This window comes from Amycolatopsis cihanbeyliensis (assembly GCF_006715045.1).
Taxonomy (GTDB): Bacteria; Actinomycetota; Actinomycetes; order Mycobacteriales; family Pseudonocardiaceae; genus Amycolatopsis; species Amycolatopsis cihanbeyliensis.
Genome location: NZ_VFML01000001.1, coordinates 703,491 through 722,384, shown reverse-complemented (window position 1 = coordinate 722,384; position 18,894 = coordinate 703,491). Strand labels below are relative to the sequence as shown.

Here is an 18,894-nt window from a genome sequence, read left to right as displayed (position 1 = left end):
GGGAGGTAAGGTCGTGGGTGGTACTCCTTCGACCCTGGACACACTCGGGGCAGTGTTACTCGGGTTATGGGCCGTCGTCATGTGGGCCGCGGTCGCCGTGCTGGCGTACGCGAACCGCGGCACCGTTCGGCCCTGGCTGTTCCGTGCCTCGGCCGGCGTGATCATCCTCGGAATCGTCGGCCAACTGGGTCACGTTCAGGAGCATTTCGCGCAGGTGGGCTACTGGGTGGCGCATCCGAACGAGCGGCCCTGGATGACCCCGTGGGGCACCGGTCTCGCGGACGGGCTCGGCGTGGTGGACATGTCCAAGCCGTCGCTCGGCATGGAGATCCTGCACATGACCGGAAACTTCATCTTCCTCGCCGGGCTGGTCGGCGTCATGCTGATCACCAAGCGAGCGCTGAACACCAGGGCGCGCAAGTGGGGCAGGATGGGCGTGTGGATGCAAGGCATCCATGGCATCGAGCACGTGGTGCTGACCCTGTCCGTCGCGCTGGGCGCCAATCAGGCCATCGGGATGTCGACCTTCTTCGGTTTCCTCGACCCCGGCCCCGGGCTGTGGACCTACCGGATCTGGTGGCACTTCGTGGCCAACGTCGTGGGCACCGTCATCTTCGCCATCGCCGTCTACCACCTGTGGCGGGAGCGCCACACGGTCGAGGCGACCTATCGCACCCGCGGGACGTCGACCGCGCCGGCCGGTTCGGCGGAGCCGGAACTTGTCGGGTCCGTGCCGGGAAAGGCGAACGACTGACGGTAGGCGGTAGGCGAGACCCGGTCAACCGGTGGAAGTGCTTGCGCAGGTCGGGTCCGCTGCCGAACCCGCGGGGCTGGGCGATCCGGGTGATCCCCAGGTCGCCGCTCTCCAGCAACTGCCGTGCCAGGTCGATCCGCGCGGCCAGCCCGGGATGATGGGCGGTATGAACGAGGACGGATCCGCCGTGCTCGACCTGCCGTCGACCGGGCTCGCCGCGAAGGCCGTCGAACTCGCCGTCCGGGTGGGGAGCGCGGCCACGGCCAGCCACAGCATCCGCAGCCTCCTGTTCGCCCGCCTGCTTGCCGAGCATCAGGGCATGCGCGTCGGTGCGGACTACGAGTCGGGCCTGTTGCTGTACGCCTGCGTGTTGTACGGCATCGGGTTCAGCGCGGAGGCAGTCGGCGGTAACGGTTCGAAGTGGACGGTGCAGACGTCACGACCGAGTTACTCGCCGACAACGGCCTGCCCGCCGCCGAGGTGAACGCGGTCCGGGAGGCGACCCTCGCCCAGGCGCGGGCGAGGCCGGAGCAGGCGCCGCCGCACTCGATCATCGCGGATCTGGTTGAGGAGTGGTCACAACCGCCGCGTCGTACCGGATTGGCGCTGCCGGCGGATGCCGGACGCCGGGCAACTGAGCGACAGCCGGGCATGTTGCGCATTTCGGCGGATGGTTCGCCACCGTGGGATGCGTACGCTGAGGGCATGAGCGCGGCCGCGAATGCGGCGCCGGGACGTCTCCTACTCGAACCGGGAAGCGGCGCCGCGACTCCTGTTCATCGCTACTGGCATCCCGGGGATCGGGACTGGGTTTCCGTTCCCGCGCACGGAAGCCATCCGACGCGGGAACGGCTGGAATCCTACGGCTACGAGCCGGTCCCCGAGGTACAGTTCTACGTCGATCTGGTCGGAAACTCGGAGCTGGTCGCCAACTATCGCTGGTGGCACCCGGCGGACAAGGACTGGATCGACGTTCCCGAAGGCTCGATCAGCGACGAGCGTATGCGGGAGTACGGTTACACGATCAAGATGTTCCAGTACTTCGTCTTCCCGGTGGCGCGGACGGGCACCGTAGCGGTGTACCGCTGGTGGAATCCGGGCGACCGTGACTGGATTACCCTGCGGGACGGCGAGATCTCCGATGATCACCTGGAATCACTGGGGTACCAGGACAGGACCTTCCTGTTCTACGCGTACCCGTACGACTCGCCGACCGCTGAGGGCGGCTATTTCCCGCTCGGCGAGCCGCGCAGCACGGTGCTGGAACCCATGCCGTGGACAGGGTCCGAGGATCGCCCGCACACGCTGAGCGTCCTGGACGTCAACCCGGACCGCACACCGGACCTCAACCGGGGCTACCGCTACCTCGGGTACTACGGGCACGCCGGATGTTCCGGTATCGGCATCGCGCGGGCCGACGATCCCGCCACCCCTTCCTGGGACCAGCAGGAGGAACCGTTGTTCACCGGGCACGGCGAACGGTGGTGCTCGGCACTGCGGGACGGCGATGCCATCGCGATCGTGCACAACGTGTACTGGTGCGGCGGCAGCCCGGACGGCTTGCCCTACTACATCGTCGGCAGGAAGAGCACGGACGGGCTGCACGGCACCCGGTTCACCGAACCGCTCCCGCTGGTGAAGGAACCGCATCGGGAGAACGGGAATCCGACCCTGTTTCGGGACCCGGCCGATGGGCGGGTCTACCTCTACTGGTTCCGGCGGGACGGGGACACCTTCACGATCAGGGTCCGGGGCGCCGCGGATCTCGACGGCCTGTTCGCCGCCGATCCGGCGGATATCGGGGAGTTGGTGGTGTACTCGGCCGAGGTGGTGGCCGCCCCGCAGGTGATGAAAGTGGGCGAGCTGTACTACCTCGTCGTCGAGACCTACGAGAACCAGAACGTGTGGATGAGCCGCGTCCTCACCAGCACGAGCCCGACCGGCGGATTCTTCGAGGTTCCCGCGAATCCGGTCTACGGCGCCGGATCGGCCTGCGTGTTCCAGCATGTCTTCGGCGACACCATGCACAGCTACTACTGCCACGAACGCACTCCGGGCTCGGAAAACTGGACGCTGGACCACGTATCCGCACCGCTCGGCTGAGCCCGCGCCGGTGAGCGTGACCGAGGTCACTGCCCGGACTGTCACAGCAGGGGCTCCCTTTCGGTTCTTCCGCATGACGAAGGGAGAAACCGATGACACCGCACATCGTGGTCCTCGGGGCCGGCTACTCCGGCCTGATCGCCGCCAAGCTGGCGGCTCGGCGCACCAACGCGACCGTGACGCTGGTCAACGAGCGCGACCGGTTCGTCGAGCGGGTGCGGCTGCACCAGCTCGCCTCCGGGCAGTCGCTCCGGGATCTGCCGCTGGCCGACCTGCTGGGCGGCGCGGGCGTGCGTACGGTGATCGGCAGGGTCACCGAGATCGACCCGGATGACCGGGTCGTGCGGGTGGCCGGCGCCGACCCGCTGCACTACGACCAGTTGATCTACGCACTGGGCAGCCGGGCCGACCTGGAGTCCGTTCCCGGCGTGGCCGAGCACGCCTACACCGTGGCGGGAGCCGAGCAGGCGCAGCGGCTGCGGGAGCGGCTCGAGCCCGGCTCCGGCGTGGTGGCGGTGGCCGGTGCCTGGCTGACCGGCATCGAGGCCGCCACCGAGCTGGCCGAGTCCCGTCCGGAGTTGAAGGTGCTCCTGCTCACCGCGGGGCAGTTGGGCGAGGCACTCTCCGAACGCGGGCGACGCCACCTGCGGAGGGTGACCGATCGGCTCGGTATCGAGGTCCGCGCCGGCGCGCGGGTCAGTGAGGTCCGCCCGGACGGCCTGCTGCTGGACGATGGCTCGCACCTCGCCGCCGACACCGTCGTGTGGACCGCCGGGTTCCAGGTGCCCGACCTGGCGCACGCCGCGGGGTTCGCCGTGGACGAGCACGGCCGCATGATCGTGGACGAGACCCTGCGGTCGGTATCGCATCCGGAGGTCTACGGGATCGGGGACGCCGCGGCCGCACGCATGCCGGACGGCCAGGAGCTGCGGATGGCCTGCGCCACCGGGATCCCTTCCGCTCCGAGGGCCGTGGGTGCGGTCGCCAGCAGGTTGGCAGGCAAGCAGCCGCGCCCGCTGAGGTTCCGCTACTTCAACCAGTGCATCAGCCTCGGCAGGCGGGACGCCCTCATCCAGTTCGTCCGAGCCGACGACAGCCCGGTCGAGGCCGTGCTCACCGGCCGGCTCGCCGTGTTGTACAAGGAGACCATCGTCCGTGGCGCGTTGTTCGTCCAGCGCCACCCCGCGATGTTGAAATAGTAGCGATCATTACCTTCGAATTACTCGATGTTGGTTGATGAAAAAATAATGGAAAAATAGTGTCGGTTCCGTGGACCTGGCGCGGCGAGGTGCCTACCATCCGGGGTTCCGGGAATGGCGTCCGGAACCCCAGACCTCGTCCGCTGAGGTGACGCGATGACCTCCAGTACAGATCCAGCGCCGCCCACGCAGGACACCCTCGTCGACTGGGTGTCCCACTGGGCTTCGGTCCGGCCCACGGCGCCCGCGTTCAGCTATGTGGACTACGCCCGGCATCGGGACGGCCTGGCGGACACCGTGAGATGGTCCGAACTGGACCAATTGACCAAGGCCCTCGCCGTGCGCCTGCGTGAGGCGGGCGCACGGCCGGAGGACCGGGCGGCGATCCTGACCCCGCAGGGAAACGTCTACGTGCTCGCGTTTCTCGGTTGCCTGGCCGCCGGGGTCGTCGCGGTCCCACTGCTCGGCCCGGATGTACCGGGGCAGGGTGGCAGGTTGGCGACGGTTCTCGGCGAATGCGATCCGGAGTTCATCCTCACCACCGGGGACGTCCTTCCCGTCGTCCGGCGGTTCATCGAGCAGCACAGCGGAGCCCGCGCCAGGAAGCTGATCGCCGTGGACGACCTTGACCTCGGCGCGGCCACGCGGTACCAACCGCCGGATCCACGTGGCGCGGATGTGGCCTACCTGCAGTTCACCTCCGGATCGACCGGACAGCCCTCCGGCGCCATGATCACGCACGCCAACCTGGCGGCGAACGTACGGCAAGCCGTGCATGCCTACGGGGGCGACGCGGAGGTCACCGCGGTGAATTGGCTCCCGCTGTTCCATGATATGGGCCTGGCGGCAACGGTCGGCGTACCGATGGTGCTCGGTGTGCGCTCGGTGTACATGTCTCCGCTCGCCTTCCTGCAGCGGCCGGCGCGATGGTTGTGGCTGCTGTCCCGTTTCTCCCGGTGCTACGGGGCCGCGCCCAACGTCGCCTTCGAACACTGCGCCCGTATCCCGCGACGCGAGCGAACCGGGCTCGATCTGCGCGGCGTGCGCAGGCTGCTCAACGGCGGCGAGCCGATCCGGGCCGACACGGTCGAACGGTTTCTCGATGAGTTCGCGCCGCATGGCCTGAGGCCCACCGCGGTGCGCCCCGTGTACGGCCTTGCCGAGGCGACCGTGCTGGTGACCACGAGCGACAGGCTGAGGATCAGGGCCTTCGACGCGGACGCCCTGGGCATCGCGACCGCGCGCGAGGCGGGACCCGGTGCGCCTCGGGGGCGCAGGCTGGTCTCGGCCGGACGACCGGTCGAGCAGTTGGTGCGTATCGTCGAACCGGAGTGGTGCACCGAACTCGACGACGGTTGGGTCGGCGAGATCTGGCTGCACGGACCGAATATCGCGGCAGGCTACTGGGGCCGCCCCGAGCGCGAAGCGGCCGGCTTCGGTGCCCGGCTGGAGAGCCCTTCGCAGGGCACCCCGCGGCAACCGTGGCTACGCACCGGCGATCTGGGATTCCTGCACGGGGGAGAGCTCTATGTCACCGGCCGGATCGAGGAACTGATCGTCGTGGCCGGGCTCGACCATTACCCGCAGGACATCGAACATACTGTGCAGCGGGTCTGTCCCGTGCTGCGCAGGGACCGCCTCGCCGCCTTCGGCCTCACCGACGAGGAGACCGAGACCGAGCGGGTGGTCGTGCTCGCCGAGGTCACCCCGCAGGACCTGCCGCGGCCGGCCGGGCGAGGAGATCTCGCACTGGCCGTTCGTCGTGCTTTGCTCGCCGAGCACGGGCTGCGTCTGCACGACCTGGTGTATCTGCGGCCGGGCTCGATTCCCCGCACGAGCAGTGGGAAGATCCAGCGGCCCCGGTGCCGGGCCCGCTACCAGGCTGGCGATCTGCCCACGGTCGTGCACACGCCATGAGTAGGCGAGATCAGTGAAGTCCGGTCAGGACGACAAGCTCAGGCGACGTGATCGGCACAGGCGGAGACCACCTCCGCCGGTACCTCCGCGCCTCCGCCACGGTTCGGCGTTGAACACCTCGACCTCGATCGGCCCCCGGGCCGCCGGCATCCGGCTTACTGGTACAACACCTCCTTGATCTTCGGGTCGTCCAGGTTCTCATGGTCGTACCAGAAGTAGCCGGTGTCGATGCTCTCCGGGAGCTGTGCGCCCTCCACGGCCCGCAACGCCGAGTCCACCAGCCGCTCACCCATGCCGATCGGATTCTGGGTCACCGCACCGGCCATTCGCCCGTTCCGGATCGCGTCGATCTGCGCCTTACCGGAGTCGAAGCCGACGATGGTGACCTCCTCGCGCCCGCTCTCCTGTGCCCCCTTGATGACGCCGATCGCCGAGCCTTCGTTGGATGCGTAGATCCCTTCCAGGTTCGGGTTCGCGGACAGGAAGGACTTGGTGATGTTGGCCGACTCGAGCTGGTCGCCACCGCCGTACTGGGGCGGTAGCACGGTGATCCCCGGCGCGTTGCTCGCCATCCACTCGGTGAAGCCATCCCTGCGGTCGATGCCCGACCTGCTGGTCTGGTCGTGCACCACCATCGCCACCTCGCCCTGACCGTCGAGCAACTCCGCCATGTGCTTGGCGGCCTCGGCGGCCGCGGCCCTGTTGTCGGTGGCCACGGTGGTCAGCGGAACGTCACTGTCCACACCGGAGTCGAAAGCGATGACCGGGATGTCGTTCGCCTTGGCCTGCTGCAACAACGGCGCCGCCGCGCGGGAATCCAGTGCGGCGAACCCGAGCGCGTCGGGCTGCTTGGCGAGTTCGTTGGTGAGCATGTTCATCTGCTCCTCGACGTCCTGTTCGGTGGCCGGCCCGACGAACGTGACCCGGGCGCCGCGCCGCCGTGCCTCCTGCTCCGCCCCTTGCTTCACCGCCTGCCAGAACTGATGCTGGAATCCTTTGGAGACGATCGCGAGGTACGGCTGGTCCCCGCCGGCGCCACCGCCCGGCCCGCAGGCCCCGAGCGTCAGTCCCAGCGCGGCGGCCGCGAGTGCGCCACCGATCTTCCTGCCCGTCATGCCGGCCCTCCCTTGGTTCGGCCGGCGCGGTCACCCGCGCCGCTTCCGGATGATGTCGGTGTAGACGGCCACCAGGATCACGCAGCCGAGGATGACGTTTTGCCATTCCTGCGGGATCGACATGATCTGTAGCCCGTTGTTCAGCACCGAGATGATCAGGGCACCGATCAGCGTGCCGAGGATGGAGCCGCGCCCGCCGGACAGTGAGGTTCCGCCGAGCACCACCGCCGCGATCGCCTGCAACTCGTAGCCCATCCCGGTGGCGGGCTGAGCCGAGCCCAGCCGCGCGGAGATCAGCACCCCGGCGAGCCCGATGAACAGCCCGGCGAAGGCGTAGATGCCGATCTTCCACTTGCGCACGTCGATCCCGGACAGCTCGGTGGCCTCCTCGTTGCTGCCGATCGAGTAGGTGTACCTGCCGAGCACGGTTCTGGTGAGCAACAGCCCCGCCAGCGCGGCGATGCCGAGCAGCACCAGCACGGCGTTCGGGAAGTCCACGCCGGGGATGAGACTGCCGGTCGAGATCTCGACATAACCCTCGACCCCGGTGAAGTAGATGGGCGCACTGCCCGACAGCACCAGCGCGAGTCCCTCCGCGACCAGCATCATGGCCAGGGTCGCGATGAACGGCGGGATCCGCAGCAGCGCCACATTCATCCCGTTGACCAGCCCGATGAGCCCGCCGAACAGGATCGCCGCGGGGACCCCGAGCGCCGGCGGCAGCCCGATGTGCACCAGGAACACCCCGGACATCACGGCGCACAACGCCATTCCGGTGCCGATGGACAGGTCGATCCCACCGGCGATGATCACGAAGGTGGTGCCGACGGCGAGCGTCCCGATCACCACGGTGGAGAACAGGATCGCGGTGATGTTGCCGTAGGTGAAGAAGAACGGGCTCGCCACCGAGAAGAATGCGGAGATCACCACCAGGCTGCCGAAGGCGAGCAACTGCTGGAGGCGCCCCTTGACCGCCGTGGTGATCCCGCGGCGTTCCTCGCTTTCGTCCGGCGGGTCATCCAGCGCCGTCATGCGTTTTCCGCCTCCCCACACCGCCTGTGCCCAGCGTCGCGTGGTGCATGATGTTCTCCTGGGTCGCCTCCTCGGCGTCCAGCACGCCGGTGACCCTGCCCTCGCTCATCACCACGATCCGGTGCGACATCCGGAGGATCTCCGGCAGTTCGGAGGAGATCATGATGATGGACTTGCCCCGCGCGGCCAGCTCGCCCAGCAACTGGTAGATCTCCTCCTTGGCGCCGACGTCGATGCCGCGGGTCGGCTCGTCGAAGATCAACACCTCGCAGTCCTTGATCAACCACTTGGCGATCACGACCTTCTGCTGGTTGCCGCCGGAGAGATTCCTGGCGGTCTGGCGGAGGGTGGGTGTCTTGATCCGCAGGGTCCGGGCGTACTCGCCGGCCTCGCGAGCCGCGGCGGTGTCCCGTACGAAACCGGCCCTGCTGAACCGCTCGCGGAGCGCGGCGAGGGTGATGTTCGCCTGGACATCCTGGTCGAGCAGCAGGCCGAAGCGCTTGCGGTCCTCGGACAGGTAGCCGAGGCCGTTTCGGACCGCGTCGGCCGGGTTGGCGATCCGAATCCGCTTCCCGCGCAGGGTGATCGTCCCGGACTGTGCGCTGTCCGCGCCCACCAGCGCCCGGGCCACCTCTGTCCGCCCGGCACCCATCAGCCCGGCGAACCCGAGGATCTCGCCCTGCCGCAGGTCGAAGGACACGTCGTCCAGCAGAGTCCTGGTGCTCAGCCCCGCTACCCGCAGCACTATCGGGCGGTCCGGACGAATATTCGCCGGCCGGGCCCCGTCTGTGAGGGTCCTGCCCACCATCAGCGCGATGATTTCCCTGGTGTCGCTGCTCGGGCCGTCCACGGTGCCGACGTACCGACCGTCCCGGATGACGGTCACCCGATCGGCGATCCGCTTGATCTCTTCCATCCGGTGCGAGATGTAGACGACCCCGGTGCCGGGGCGCACGAACCGCCGGATCAGCTCGTGCAGGGTGGCGACCTCTGCCTCGTTCAGTGCGGCCGTTGGCTCGTCCATGATGAGCACCCTGGCGTCGTGGGAGAGTGCCTTGGCGATCTCCACCATCTGCTGCTTCGCCACGGTCAGCCCACCGACCACCGCCTCGGCGTCCAACGGTAGCCGCAACCGGCCGATCAGCTCACGCGCTCGCGCGTTGAGCGCCCGCTCATCCAGCAGGGCGCGCCACCGCCGTGGCTCCCTGCCGATGAAGATGTTCTGCGCCACCGTCAGGTGCGGCATCAGGTTGAACTCCTGATGGATGATGCTGATCCCGCGTTCGAGCGCCTGCTTGGGACCGGTGGGCCGGAACTCGCCGCCGTCCAAGCGGAACCGCCCGGCGTCCGCGCGGTGAATCCCGGAAAGCAACTTCATCAGGGTCGACTTACCGGCGCCGTTCTCGCCGACCAGCGCGAGGACCTCCCCGCCCCGCAGGTCCAGCCGCATATCGGTGACGGCGCGGACGCCGGGAAAGCTCTTGCTGACCCCCTCGACCTCCAGGAGCGGGATGGCCACATTCTCGTGCACCACGTAGTCGATGCTGCCAGAAGCGGCGACGAAATCGAAGATCCGAAGTAAGGTCCGTAAGCTGGGGAAATTACCAGATGATTTTGCTGGAGGAGCAGACTGTGAAACTCGCGAGGCTCGGTCCGCGGGGCGCGGAGCGGCCGGTGCTAGTGGACGACTCGGCGACCTACGATCTCGGGAGCCTCACCGGTGATCTCGACGGTGACTTCCTCGCCGGCGGTGGCCTTGACGCTGTGCGCAAGCTGCGCGCCGCGGGTGACCTCCCGGAACTCGCGGTGGCCCCGACCAGAATCGGCCCACCCGTGGCGCGGCCAAGCGCGGTGATCGGTATCGGACTGAACTACGCGGCACACGCCGCGGAGGCCGGTTCGGCACGGCCGGAGTCGCCGATCATGTTCCTGAAGACGCCCAACACGGTGTGTGGACCCACCGACGCGGTGGCTGTGCCGCCTGGCAGCCGTCGGATGGACTGGGAAGTCGAGCTCGGGGTGGTGCTCGGGACGCGGGCGAGCTACCTGGACTCACCCCAGGACGCCCTCGAGCACGTGGCCGGGTTCGTCCTGGCTAATGACTTCTCCGAGCGCGACCACCAGCTGGTCGACTCGGGCGGCCAGTGGAGCAAGGGCAAATGCGCGCCGGGGTTCACCCCGACCGGGCCCTGGCTGGTGACCCCGGACGAGCTCGACCATCGCCGGTTGCGGTTGCGTAGCTGGGTGAACGGCGAGCCACGGCAGGACTCGAACACCTCGGACATGATCTTCAACGTGGAGCTGCTGATCTGGCACCTCAGCCAGTACCTGGCGCTGGAACCGGGCGACCTGGTGCTCACCGGCACGCCGGAGGGCGTCGCGCTGTCCGGCCGGTTCCCGTATCTGAAAGCGGGGGACGTGGTCGAGCTGGAGATCGAAGGGCTCGGCAGGCAACGCCAAAAACTCACCGCGCCGTAGCCGGGGCGGCCCCCCGGGGTGTTACCCCAGTCGCCACCGCGGGAACCACCGGTAGACCACCGCGTCGGCGGTAACCGGGTTAGGGACGATCCGGGGAGGCCTCAGTTCGTGAGGGAGTGGCCGTGCGGGCTGGTCCAGATCAGGCGTCCGGTGTCGGTCTTGGTGATGGTTCAGGTTCCGGTCTGTTCAGTCGGTGATGGCGCCGGCAGTGGCGGTCGCCGTTACCACTGGCGGTGGCTCCTCCCTTGTCGCAGGGGGTTCTGCGGTCGATGTCGCAGCGGTCGGCGGGGGCGTTGTAACCCGGGAACCGGCAGGTGCGGTCGCGCTGCCGGATGAGGTCGATGATGCGGCCGGTGAACCGGTAGCTGGTGATGGCCACGTCCTGGCAGGTGGCCCTGAGGGTGTAGGCGAGTTCGCGGATGTGTTCGGCGGGAAGCGGGCCGTAGCCACGGAGCCCGCCGGGGAGGTTGCCGAGGACGGTGGTGCCGTTGGCGGTGAGGTGGATGCGGGCTCGCGACTCGTTGCCGGTGGGTGCCGAGGATGAGGTCGCGCAAGGCATCGGCGCGCAGTTGGTTCGTGGTGCGCTCGTCTCCCGGCATCCTGGCTTCGCGCGCCGCGGAGTCGACCAGGCTGTCGATGGCGATCCCGTCCTCCGCGGGGAGAAAGGCGTGCAGCCAGCACATGCCGTCCTTCTTGGGCCCGAGGCTGACCCGGCGCTGTTCCCTTCTGACTGCGGTCCGGGCGGCGGCGCCGTCGGGGTCGACTTCCTGCACCGCCTTGCGGAGCAACTCGTAGAGCCGGCGTGGATTCCTGTCGACGGCCTGCGGGAAGGCCAGCTCTTCCACCTGGCGGGCCTGGCCGTCGGTGAGTGGGGTGGTGGCGCGGTCGATCTGCCGCGCGCGGGCCAGGTCGAGGATGCCGGTGGTGAGGGCGTGGCGGGTTCGGGGTAGTCGGGTGTGCAGCGTGTGGGCCAGGGCGAGATCGTCCCCCGCTTTGGCCGAAGTGACCTTGAGTTCCGCCGCGAGAATGTCCCGCACCCGTTCGTCGTCCGCCCGCAACGTGGCGAATCGTTCGATGGCCTTCATTCGGACGGCGTCCAGCATGGCTTGCATCCGGCTGATGCCGTACAGAAACGTGAGGGCCTCCTGTTCGGTGAGGTCGTCGGTGGGGGTGGCGAGGAGCTCGTCCGTCGTCCACCCAGGAACGTCGATGTTGGTGTCGTTCATGCGTTCGATACTATGTCGATAACGGTAAATAGTGAAACGACCGGTATCCGCATCACTCGATCGGGTTTTACCGCGGTCGCGAAAGGAGTTTTCGCTACGCCTGACCGCGACGCTACCCGCCGAGGATCGTCAGCATCTGCTCGATCTGTGCCGTGCGGGACTGCACGATCCGGTCGGCGAGGTCCTTGGCTTCCGGGTTCTTGCCCTCGGTGGTTTCTTTCCTGGCCATGGCAACGGCGTTGTGCTGGTGGCCGGTGAACACGTTCAGGAAGGTCGAGTCGAACTCCTCGCTCGCTGTCCGCTCCAACTCGGTGATGACCTCGGGGTCGGTGGTGTGGATGTCCGCGTGCTCGGAGTGTTCGGCGCTCCCGGAGTGCTCGGAGTGCGCCGAGCGCTCGGCGGTGAGCGGTTGGTTCCAGCCACGCAGCCAGGTCGTCATGGTCTCGACCTCGTACTGCTGGGTCGCCTCGATGGCGCCCGCGAGCTGCCGCACCTCGGCGCTGGTCGCGCGCTGCTTGGCCTGGCGCGCCATGTCCAGGCCTTGCTCGTGGTGGGGGATCATCGTCCGCAGGAACAGCAGGTCGGCCTCGTTGAACTGCGCCGAGGCCGGTTCGGCGGGGGGCGGAGGCGCGGTGGGCGCCGGGTTCTCCTGGGGAGTTCCGGTGGGGGCACTGCCGCAGCCGGTGAGCGCCACGGTGGCCGCGACGGTGAGGACGAGCAGGAAAGACCGCATGGTCGCCTTACTTCCCGCGACGGGCCCGCGCCCCGATGGGAGCGCGGACCCGCGGCGAACTCAGACTTCTTGCCACAGGGCGGGGGTGTTGGCGGGTTCCCAGCCGGCGATGGCGGTGTGTGTCTGCCGGCAACGGTAGGAGGAACCGTTGTAGGTCACCTCGCTACCCGTTTGGTAAGCCGTGCCGACCTCCCAGGTTCCGCTGCTGGGCGGGGGAGTGGTCGTGGTGGTGTCCGGCGGTGGTGTCGTGGTCGTGGTGGTCGGCTCGGGGTCCGGGTCCCCTCCGCCGTTGACGTTCAGGTCGATGCAGGCGTAAAAGGCGTTGCCGGTGTCGCCGATGTTCCACACCGCGAGCACCTTCTGCCGGCCGCTCACCCCGCCGAGATTGACGTTGTGCGAGATGGTGGGCGGCGGCTGCTGGCCATTGCCGTTGAACTCGGCGATTCTGCGGCCGTTCAGGAAGTACTCGTAGTTCGCGGTGGCGTGCCGCGCGGTGAACGTCCACTTGAACGTCACCGAGTTGCCGACCGGGGTCGCGCGCCAGCCCTTGCCGTCGTCGTCCAGCTCGGAGAACCGGGAGTTGCCACCACTGCAACTACGCAGGCCCTTGGGCCCCTCGACGCTCTGCGGCTCCCACTTGATCGATCCGCAGGACACGGTCCCCTGTGCGCACTGGGCCTGCCTGCTCGGCGGCGAGGACACGTACCCGTGCGCGTTGGCCACGCCCGCGGGCAGCGCGACCAGGATCAGCGGGGCGACGCCCGCGCCGGCGGCGACCACCGCGAGCTTCTTCTTCAGATTCATCTCAGCTCCTTCTCGGACACATCCACAGTTCCCAGACGAGCGCAGGGACTCGCCACAGGGCGGGAAAAGGGAATGAGGTACGGCAAGCGGTCGTCCCGGCCGAGGATCGGGCCCGCGGCCAGGTTCCGCCCCCTCGATGAGGCGTGTCAGGGATACATCCGTCTTCCCCTTGATCTCGGTTGTGAGCAGGGCGAGAAAGGGTTTGCGCTTGCCGATGTGGTCTAGACCATAATGCGCGAGCTGGCTCCTGGTCAAGCAACGGGTCCTTGGCGTCGCCGGACGACGGTCTGCTCAGCGGACTCACCCGCTCGGCTAGGCTGCGCGGCGATGATCTACTTCGCCGGCAACAGGCAGCCCGGACCGTGGAGGCACCGTTGATCGTGGCGGTACTGGGCGGCGGGAACGGCTCCCATGCCACCGCCGTCGATCTCACCCTCCGTGGGCACGAGGTCCGGTGGTGGCGCAGGCGGGCCCCGCTGCCACCGGGTGGCCGTGTCCGGTACGTGGCGGGCGAGACTCGTGGCGAGATCACGGTCGCCCTCGCCACCAACGACCTGGACGCTGCGGTCGCGGGCAGCGACCTGGTGATCGCGCCCGTCCCGGCCTCGGCGCAGCGGGAACTGCTGGACGCGCTGGCCGCGGTGCTCGAGCCGGGGCAGGCGGTGGCCTTCACCCCGGGCACCTTCGGCACCTGGCTCGGCGCGCGACTGCGGCCGGATGTGGCCTTCCTGGAAACCGGAACGTTGCCGTACCTCGCGCGCGTGACCGCGCCCGGCGAGGTCAGCATCCCGGTCACGGCCGGCCGGTTGCCGGTCGGCTCCGTTCCCGGCACCGGCCCACTCGCCGACGAGGCGCATGCCCGGTTCGCCGCCGCCTTCCCGACGGCCGTGCGGGTACGTGACGGTCTGGACGCCGCCCTCGCCAACTGGGGGCCGGTCATCCATCCGCCGCTCATCGTGCACAACCTGGGGGCCATCGAGTCCTTCGGCGACCGCTTCGACATCCACGCCGACGGCACCTCACCCTCGGTGCTGGCCACCACGCGGGCGCTGGACGCCGAACGCGTCGCGCTGCGTGAGCGGCTGGGGTTCGGGGAGCCGCACTGGCCGTTGCTGGACTACCACCTCGGCAAGGACACCTCGATGTATCCTCCGGACGCCAAGGCGCGGCTGCTCGCCTCCAACCTGTGGCGCGAGTCGGTGCACATCGACCACCGCTACGTACACGAGGACATCCGGTGCGGGCTGGTGCTGAACGTCGAACTCGCGCGGCTGGCAGGCGTCCCTGCGCCGACGGGTGCCGCGATACTGGCGCTGATGGGCGCCGCGCTCGGCGAGGACCTCGCCGCCTCGGGGCGGGGACCGGACCTGCTCGGCACCCGTGATCTGGACGAACTGCGCCGGCTCGCCCGCGAGGGCATGGCGACCAGCGAAAGGTGAGGATGCGTTACCTCCTGCAACTGCACGGGAACCTGCCGATCGACGCCTACCCTGAGCTGGCCGGACGGGCCGAGGAGTTGGGCTTCGAGGACATCACGGTGCACGATGTGCTGCTGCGCAGGCCGGTGTGGCCGGTGCTGTGCGACCTGGCCCGCGCCACCTCGCGGCCGCAGCTCGGGCCGAACGTCACGCACCCCTACCTCACCCATCCGGCCCAGCTCGCGGCGAACCTGGCTCACCTGGACGAGCTCTCCGGCGGGCGTGCCGTGCTCGGTATCGGTCGTGGCTCGATGTACGAGCTGCTCGGCATGCGCAATCCGGCGACCCTGGCCGGGGTGCGCGAGGCGATCGACGTGATCAGGGCGCTGGTCGGCGGGGACGGTGGCGGTCACCAGGGCGCGACGTTCACCCTCGCCGACACGGCACGGCTGCATTTCGGCACCGGCCGGCGGGTACCGGTGTACCTCGGCGCCCTCGGGCCCAAAGGAGCCCGGCTCGCCGGCGCGCACTGTGACGGCCTCCGGGTCGCCGCGCAGTGGGACCCGGCCTACCCCAGCATGCTCGCCGAGCATGTCGCCGCGGGCGCGAAAGAGGTGGGTCGCGACCCGGGTGAGGTCGACTTCGTCGTGGAGAACTGGACCTTCGTGCACCCGGACCGGGAGTACGCCCGCCGGGGTGCGCGCAGGGTACTGGCCACCTTCCTGCCGCACCTCGGTCCGCTGCTGACGTTCCACGGCGTGCCGGAGGCCGAGGTGGAGGCCGCGCGGGCTGCCGTGCGGGACGGGGCCACCGAACGGCTCGAGGAGATCAGCGACCGCACCGTCGACCTGTTCATGGCCGCGGGCGATGCCGGTGACCTGGCCGCAGGCCTGGACAAACTGGCCGACGCGGGCTTCGGCGCGGTCTCCTTCTCCGGCGAGCTCGGCCCGGAGACCGGCCCCGCACTGGAGCTCATCGGCAACGTGCTGAGCTCCAGGCGTGGCTGACCCGGCCCGCTCAGGCACCAGACAACCACAGGTCGCCCAGTGGCGGAGTCGTGGTCCGCGCCGGAACCGGCGGCACCGTGGCCAGCGGGGTGATCTCCGGCTCCCGGGTGTGCCGGTGTGGTCGGGCGGGCTGCGGCACCGGCAGTTGGCGTTCCAGCTCCTCGGCCCAGTGCAACATCGCTCGCGGGCGGTCCCAGGTGCACGCGCCGACCAGTTTGCCGGCGCGGACGTACCCGGTCACGCCCTCGGCCAGGCGCACCGTGTCGGTGCCGAGGGCCGGTAGTCCCACGGTCTGTAGCCGTACCTCGTACTGACCGGACCAGGCTCGCGGTATCGGGGTGAACGGCCGCGCGCCCTGCTGGCCCGCCAGCAGGTTCTCCGCGGCCGCCCGGCCCATCTCGACCGCGTTGATCCAGTGCTCGACCCGCCGTGGCACCTCGTCGAAGCGCAGGTTCGGCCAGCGGGCCACGTCCCCGGCCGCGACCACATCGTTCACCCCCGCCGCGAACAGGGTCGACTTGCACAGCACACCGTCCTCGAGTACCAGCCCCGAGCCGCGCATCCAGTCGGTGGCCGGCACGCTGCCGATCGCGAGCACCACGCAGCCGGCGACCAGCAACCTGCTGTTGGCCAGGTGCAGCCCGATGCCGTCCTTGAGGTTGATCCAGTGCCGCACCGAGGTACCCAGTGCGAGCCCGGCCCGGTGCTGGCGGTGCAGCCTGGTCACCGCGGAGCCGACCCCCGTGCCGAGCCGGTCCAGCGGAGTGGGGGAGCGGCCCACGATGGTCACGTCCCTGCCGAGGTGGCGCATGGTGGCCGCGAACTCGCAGCCGATCAGCCCGCTGCCGAGCACCACGGCCGGTTTGTTGCTGCCGGCCAGCGCCCTCCGCACGGCGACCGCGTCCTCGACGGTCCGTAGCACACGTACCCGCGGGTCGTGCCGGGGGGCACCGGGCAGGTGTTTCGGGAAGACGCCGGTCGCGATGACCAGCCCGTCATAACGCAGTTCCTCGCCACCGGGCAGGTGCACGATCCGATGGCTGGTGTCCAGTCGGGTGGCCGTCGTGCCGAGCCGCCATCGCGCGTCCAGGTCGGTATAGGTCCGCAAGGCCAGGTCCGATTCGCGTGCCGTACCACCGAGCAACTGCTTGGATGCCGCGGGCCGGTGGTACGGCCGACGCCGTTCATCGCCGATGATCACCACCTCCCCGTCGAAGCCCAGCTCACGGAGTCTCTCGGCGGCGCGTAGCCCGGCCACGCCCGCGCCGACGATCACGATCCGTTCCGCGCTGTCGGTCATCAGTTCCTCCCTGGTGTGCGCGTGGCCGGCAGGACCCTCATTCGACGAAACCCCTGCAAGCGGGCACGGTGAATCCACTATGGACGTCATGGTCCATAGTGGACGGCATAGTCGCTCGGGGTGCGACGTTTGCGGGGCCTACAGTGGGATATACGGCGGATGATCCGGTCTGGTTCAAAGAAATACTCTCGTGATATCGGTACTGGACACATAGCCCAGCACACCACAAGGATGTCCCCCGTGGCCCACCCAAGCCGGACACTCAACCCCGTGGTCCGTCAGTACGCCAGCGCGGCTGGTTCCGACGACCTCGTGCGGACGTTGTATCAGGAATTCGGCAGGCAGTTGATGGCGTATACGCTCAAACTGACTGGTCAGGACCGGCATTGGGCCGAAGACGTCGTGCAGGAGACGCTGATCAGGGCCTGGCGCAACGCGCACAAGCTCGATCGCAGACCTGACACGTTGCTGGCCTGGTTGTATACGGTGGCGAGACGCATCGTCATTGATGGCTGGCGAAGTCGAAAGGCCCGGCCGCAAGAGGTCGAGGAGGTCGATGCGGATTCGGTCGGAGTTCCCGACGAATCGGACAGAACACTGGCCGCGCTCGTGGTGTACGAGGCGCTCAGTACCCTTTCACCGGAGCAACGTGATGCCGTATTGCAGACATACATCCGTGATCGAACCGTGAACGAGGCGGCGGTGTCTCTCGGCGTTCCGCCAGGTACGGTCAAATCGAGAATCTACCACGCCGTTCGTGCGCTACGTCGTGCGTTGCGAGATCGGGGGGACCGCGAGGATGGCCGAGACCAGCCACGCTGACATCGCCGCTTACCTGCTCGGGGTGCTCGATCAGCCGGATCATGTGGCCTTCGAGACGCACCTGATGGAATGCGAGCGTTGCCAGGACGAGCTGCTCGAACTGCGGGACGTACCCTGCATGCTGGACGAGGTCAAGCATGCCTGGCCGAGCGGCCCGAAGGCGCCCGCGCCCCGCTCGCCGGACGACTGGACCCCGGAGACCAGCGGGCACGTCTCGCTGTTCTGAGGAGCTGCTCAGCCGGGGACGGTCAGGGCGTCGAGCCCGGTGCGCATCAGCGCCAACTCGGCGTCCGCCCGCTCCGTTCCGTCCATCCGGCGCCGCTCCGGCGCGGTGACGCTGGCCAGGCACAGCGAGGCCGCGCGCACCCCGAGCACGCGCGCGGCGACCAGCACGGCCGAGGTCTCCATGTCCATCGCGCGCACCCCGTACCGCACCAGCTCCGCCAGGTGCGCCGACACCGCGGCCGCGCGCTCCGGGCGGGCGGCGACCATCTCGGTGTAGAAGCCGTCCTGGGAGGCGAACAGGCCGGACACCCACCGGCGCGGCGTATCGCGCAGTCGCGCCCGCACCGCCGCGTACAGCACGGGGTCCGGGACGGCGGGGAAGGCCGCGGGGGCGTAGCTCGCCGAGGTGGACTCGTTGCGTATCGCGCCATCGGCCAGCACGAGGTCGCCGAGCCCGGTGCCGCCGACGGCCAGGGCGGTGCCCAGCCGGAGGAACCGGCGCACGCCGAGCATGGCCAGCTCCTCCAGCACGAGCGCGGCGGCCGGTGCGCCCATTCCGAACGCGGCCACGGTGACCCGCTGCCCGGCGTATCGGCCGGTCACCGTGGTCAGCCCGCGGTCGGTGTTCAGCAGGACCGGTTCCGCGAGTATCTCGGCGACGGCGGTCACCCGGCCGCGGTCGCCCACCAGGACGGCAAGCTCGCCGACATCCTCCGCGCCGCATCGAAGAAACCAGGCCCTGCCGGATTGCTCGGTCACCG

18 protein-coding genes are annotated in these 18,894 nt (G+C 69.0%); 10 read left to right on the top strand and 8 right to left on the bottom strand.

The window, feature by feature from the left end:
• The first annotated feature begins 13 nt into the window (after positions 1 to 13).
• From FB471_RS02945 to FB471_RS02925, 5 genes are all read left to right on the top strand, one after another.
• A complete protein-coding gene (locus FB471_RS02945; RefSeq protein ID WP_246076216.1) occupies positions 14 to 754 on the top strand; it encodes a DUF6008 family protein in 741 nt (246 codons plus the stop codon).
• Between the two features lie 31 nt (positions 755 to 785).
• A complete protein-coding gene (locus FB471_RS02940) occupies positions 786 to 1,238 on the top strand; it encodes a hypothetical protein (protein WP_141995812.1) in 453 nt (150 codons plus the stop codon).
• Positions 1,239 to 1,459: 221 nt separating this feature from the next.
• Positions 1,460 to 2,857, top strand: coding sequence for a hypothetical protein (locus tag FB471_RS02935; RefSeq protein ID WP_141995811.1), 1,398 nt, complete (start codon positions 1,460 to 1,462; stop codon positions 2,855 to 2,857).
• A gap of 92 nt (positions 2,858 to 2,949) precedes the next feature.
• Complete coding sequence (locus tag FB471_RS02930; RefSeq protein WP_211357934.1) at positions 2,950 to 4,056, top strand: NAD(P)/FAD-dependent oxidoreductase; 1,107 nt, start codon at positions 2,950 to 2,952, stop codon at positions 4,054 to 4,056.
• 156 nt (positions 4,057 to 4,212) lie between these two features.
• Entirely contained in the window at positions 4,213 to 5,973 is a 1,761-nt protein-coding gene (locus FB471_RS02925; RefSeq protein ID WP_141995810.1) for a fatty acyl-AMP ligase, read from the top strand.
• A 155-nt stretch (positions 5,974 to 6,128) separates the two neighbouring features.
• On the opposite strand, the gene FB471_RS02920 is transcribed toward FB471_RS02925, so the two are convergent.
• From FB471_RS02920 to FB471_RS02910, 3 genes are read right to left on the bottom strand one after another with little or no spacing between them, the layout of a single operon-like run.
• Positions 6,129 to 7,088: an ABC transporter substrate-binding protein gene (locus tag FB471_RS02920; protein WP_141995809.1), complete on the bottom strand. Its 960-nt coding sequence runs from the start codon at positions 7,086 to 7,088 to the stop codon at positions 6,129 to 6,131.
• Between the two features lie 30 nt (positions 7,089 to 7,118).
• Positions 7,119 to 8,120 carry an ABC transporter permease gene (locus tag FB471_RS02915; RefSeq protein ID WP_141995808.1) on the bottom strand — a complete coding sequence of 334 codons (1,002 nt, stop codon included), beginning with the start codon at positions 8,118 to 8,120 and terminating at the stop codon, positions 7,119 to 7,121.
• Positions 8,104 to 9,651, bottom strand: coding sequence for a sugar ABC transporter ATP-binding protein (locus FB471_RS02910; protein WP_425457093.1), 1,548 nt, complete (start codon positions 9,649 to 9,651; stop codon positions 8,104 to 8,106). Before FB471_RS02910 ends, FB471_RS02915 begins: the two co-directional genes overlap by 17 nt.
• A 101-nt stretch (positions 9,652 to 9,752) precedes the next feature.
• Here FB471_RS02910 and FB471_RS02905 point away from each other — a divergent pair, with 101 nt between their 5' ends.
• Positions 9,753 to 10,598, top strand: coding sequence for a fumarylacetoacetate hydrolase family protein (locus FB471_RS02905; protein ID WP_141995807.1), 846 nt, complete (start codon positions 9,753 to 9,755; stop codon positions 10,596 to 10,598).
• A gap of 221 nt (positions 10,599 to 10,819) precedes the next feature.
• Here the strand turns inward: FB471_RS02905 and FB471_RS02900 are convergent, their stop codons facing one another.
• The 3 genes from FB471_RS02900 to FB471_RS02890 form a co-directional block, all read right to left on the bottom strand.
• Positions 10,820 to 11,824, bottom strand: coding sequence for a DUF222 domain-containing protein (locus FB471_RS02900; protein ID WP_141995806.1), 1,005 nt, complete (start codon positions 11,822 to 11,824; stop codon positions 10,820 to 10,822).
• 112 nt (positions 11,825 to 11,936) lie between these two features.
• Entirely contained in the window at positions 11,937 to 12,557 is a 621-nt protein-coding gene (locus FB471_RS02895; RefSeq protein ID WP_141995805.1) for a DUF305 domain-containing protein, read from the bottom strand.
• Positions 12,558 to 12,617: 60 nt separating this feature from the next.
• The gene (locus FB471_RS02890) at positions 12,618 to 13,361 is read right to left on the bottom strand and encodes a lytic polysaccharide monooxygenase (RefSeq protein ID WP_141995804.1); all 744 of its coding nucleotides are present in this window, start codon (positions 13,359 to 13,361) and stop codon (positions 12,618 to 12,620) included.
• Between the two features lie 362 nt (positions 13,362 to 13,723).
• Between FB471_RS02890 and FB471_RS02885 the strand changes: the two genes are divergently transcribed.
• Together FB471_RS02885 and FB471_RS02880 are read left to right on the top strand one after the other, a co-directional pair.
• Positions 13,724 to 14,800 (top strand): NAD/NADP-dependent octopine/nopaline dehydrogenase family protein, encoded by a 1,077-nt coding sequence (locus FB471_RS02885; protein ID WP_141995803.1) that lies wholly within the window; start codon positions 13,724 to 13,726, stop codon positions 14,798 to 14,800.
• A 2-nt stretch (positions 14,801 to 14,802) separates the two neighbouring features.
• Positions 14,803 to 15,786 carry an LLM class flavin-dependent oxidoreductase gene (locus tag FB471_RS02880; protein WP_141995802.1) on the top strand — a complete coding sequence of 328 codons (984 nt, stop codon included), beginning with the start codon at positions 14,803 to 14,805 and terminating at the stop codon, positions 15,784 to 15,786.
• Positions 15,787 to 15,796: 10 nt separating this feature from the next.
• Here FB471_RS02880 and FB471_RS02875 read toward each other — a convergent pair whose 3' ends face one another.
• The gene (locus FB471_RS02875; RefSeq protein WP_141995801.1) at positions 15,797 to 17,086 is read right to left on the bottom strand and encodes an NAD(P)/FAD-dependent oxidoreductase; all 1,290 of its coding nucleotides are present in this window, start codon (positions 17,084 to 17,086) and stop codon (positions 15,797 to 15,799) included.
• A 270-nt stretch (positions 17,087 to 17,356) separates the two neighbouring features.
• On the opposite strand from FB471_RS02875, the gene FB471_RS02870 reads away from it, so the two are divergent.
• The gene (locus FB471_RS02870; RefSeq protein WP_425457023.1) at positions 17,357 to 17,908 is read left to right on the top strand and encodes a sigma-70 family RNA polymerase sigma factor; all 552 of its coding nucleotides are present in this window, start codon (positions 17,357 to 17,359) and stop codon (positions 17,906 to 17,908) included.
• Complete coding sequence (locus FB471_RS02865; protein ID WP_141995799.1) at positions 17,886 to 18,134, top strand: anti-sigma factor family protein; 249 nt, start codon at positions 17,886 to 17,888, stop codon at positions 18,132 to 18,134. Before FB471_RS02870 ends, FB471_RS02865 begins: the two co-directional genes overlap by 23 nt.
• Before the next feature lie 8 nt (positions 18,135 to 18,142).
• Here the strand turns inward: FB471_RS02865 and FB471_RS02860 are convergent, their stop codons facing one another.
• Complete coding sequence (locus tag FB471_RS02860) at positions 18,143 to 18,892, bottom strand: nucleoside phosphorylase (protein ID WP_141995798.1); 750 nt, start codon at positions 18,890 to 18,892, stop codon at positions 18,143 to 18,145.
• Positions 18,893 to 18,894: the final 2 nt, after the last annotated feature.

Coding starts and splice junctions, on each gene's coding strand:
- FB471_RS02935 (WP_141995811.1), top strand. CDS start 1,460: ATGAGCGCGGCCGCGAATGCGGCGCCGGGACGTCTCCTACTCGAACCG.
- FB471_RS02930 (WP_211357934.1), top strand. CDS start 2,950: ATGACACCGCACATCGTGGTCCTCGGGGCCGGCTACTCCGGCCTGATC.
- FB471_RS02925 (WP_141995810.1), top strand. CDS start 4,213: ATGACCTCCAGTACAGATCCAGCGCCGCCCACGCAGGACACCCTCGTC.
- FB471_RS02920 (WP_141995809.1), bottom strand. CDS start 7,088: ATGACGGGCAGGAAGATCGGTGGCGCACTCGCGGCCGCCGCGCTGGGA.
- FB471_RS02915 (WP_141995808.1), bottom strand. CDS start 8,120: ATGACGGCGCTGGATGACCCGCCGGACGAAAGCGAGGAACGCCGCGGG.
- FB471_RS02900 (WP_141995806.1), bottom strand. CDS start 11,824: ATGAACGACACCAACATCGACGTTCCTGGGTGGACGACGGACGAGCTC.
- FB471_RS02895 (WP_141995805.1), bottom strand. CDS start 12,557: ATGCGGTCTTTCCTGCTCGTCCTCACCGTCGCGGCCACCGTGGCGCTC.
- FB471_RS02890 (WP_141995804.1), bottom strand. CDS start 13,361: ATGAATCTGAAGAAGAAGCTCGCGGTGGTCGCCGCCGGCGCGGGCGTC.
- FB471_RS02880 (WP_141995802.1), top strand. CDS start 14,803: ATGCGTTACCTCCTGCAACTGCACGGGAACCTGCCGATCGACGCCTAC.
- FB471_RS02875 (WP_141995801.1), bottom strand. CDS start 17,086: ATGACCGACAGCGCGGAACGGATCGTGATCGTCGGCGCGGGCGTGGCC.
- FB471_RS02865 (WP_141995799.1), top strand. CDS start 17,886: ATGGCCGAGACCAGCCACGCTGACATCGCCGCTTACCTGCTCGGGGTG.